Source organism: Moorena sp. SIO2C4 (assembly GCF_010672485.1).
GTDB lineage: Bacteria > Cyanobacteriota > Cyanobacteriia > Cyanobacteriales > Coleofasciculaceae > Moorena > Moorena producens.
On the sequence record NZ_JAAHGN010001335.1, the window covers coordinates 1 to 1713 of the forward strand.

The following is a 1713-nucleotide window of genomic DNA, read 5'->3' on the forward strand; positions in this document are numbered from 1 at the left end:
CTTCTTCAGGTGCGACCCGTGGCGAATTTAATTCGCCAAGGTCAAGCGCACCTAAGTTGTTTTCCTTTTCCTCTCCCTCTGGGTCGCCCCATGTTTTACCCTAATGTAAAAAACCTACCCCTGTGAGCCACCCTCCCCACACTTCCCACACTTCCCACACTTCCCACCCTCCCGACTCCCTACTCCCGATTCCCTACTCCCCACTCCCAATCAAACTCAGAAGATAACCTCCACTACCAAGTCGTCATAGTCTAAGTCACCACCACCAAAGGTATCCTCGAAGCTAAACTGATTGTCCCCTAGTAAGCGGACGTGATCAAATTGATCAGGGTTAGCAGGCAAGAAACTAAAGTAGGCATTCAGACCGGAACCCTGCTGATTCGTTGGATTCTGAGTCAGGAACTCCTCAACAGTGCCATTAGCAATTAGGAACGGAGCTAACAGTACTCCACCGGATAGCCCACTGGCTAAATCTACCTGATTGGAGACTGCAAGCTCTGCATAACCGGCATCACCGGGGTTGAGATTACCAATTTTACCACTAGCATCATCAACCTGATAAAAGCCAAAGCTATTCTCAAACACTGCTTGACTACTAACCACAAACTCAGGTGTTACTGTTCCAGTCACATCGGTTAAATCCAACAGCTCCACTTGCCCTTGAATCTGGGGACTCCCTATCCCTACAGTAGGAGTTAAAGCCGAAGCGTCTTGAACCGTTACCACTAAATCATCAAAGTCTTGGTCATCAGCATCTTCAAAGTTTAACGTCAAGACACCGTCGCTATTGGTCTCGGTTTGGATATGGTCTAAACCATCGCTATTGAAAGCAGCATCACCGAAGAATACAGAAACATTTTCTCCTGCTAGCACGGCCTCTCTGGTGCTATTTTGTACTAGGTAAAATCCTAATTGATCCCCTACATCAAAATTATTAATTAGACGACTAGTTTGACCACTATCTTCCGGATTTAGCAGCACAGAGAAAATAGTCTGAGCATTAGATAGAGCCGCTTCCACATAGCCTTCCTGACCAGGAGCAATACCATTAACTGTACCTTGGTCATTATCCGTGACAAACACCCCAATTTCATTGACATTAGTAGCGTTTCGACTAATAAAGGTGAATAGGAGTTGAGCGTTGCCAGTGGTGTCACTAGTGATAGTAAAAGTATTGTTAGGGTTCTGAGTCAGAGTCGAAGGAACAAAGGTAGGGATCGAGTTAACAGTAATATCAACAGTCGCTGTATCAAGGCCGCCGTTGCCATCAGATACCTGATCGATCAAGCTATCATTCCCACTGAAATCTGGATCAGGAGTATCAGTAATAACGTCATCATTAGTATTATCCAAGGTACCGTTATTGTTAACCACAGCAGTACCATCTGGTGCATCATTTACAGGAGTAACAGTAATGTTAACGGTAGCGGTGTCAGCAGGGTTAACCCCATCGTTTAACTGATAAGTAAAACTATCCGGTCCATTGTAGTCGGGATTCGGAGTGTAAGTAATAACGTCATCGGTTAGATCATCAGGAGTACCATTGTCATCTACTACTGCACTACCATTACTGGGATCACTAATAACCGTTAGAGTGCTATCTCCCTCAGTATCGGTGTCATTATCTAAGACGTTAATGTTAACGGTTGTATCTTCAGTAGTCGTGGCCGTATCATCTACAGCTATCGGGAGTTCGTTGGTCAGGTTGAATTC

At 45.1% G+C, this 1713-nt stretch carries 1 protein-coding gene; it reads right to left on the bottom strand.

Features of this window, described 5'->3' with window-relative positions; all coding sequences use genetic code 11:
• Positions 1–216 precede the first annotated feature (216 nt).
• Positions 217–1713, bottom strand: a 1497-nt coding sequence (locus tag F6K20_RS37235) for a DUF4114 domain-containing protein (protein ID WP_287298229.1), incomplete at its 5' end; no start/stop codon positions are given.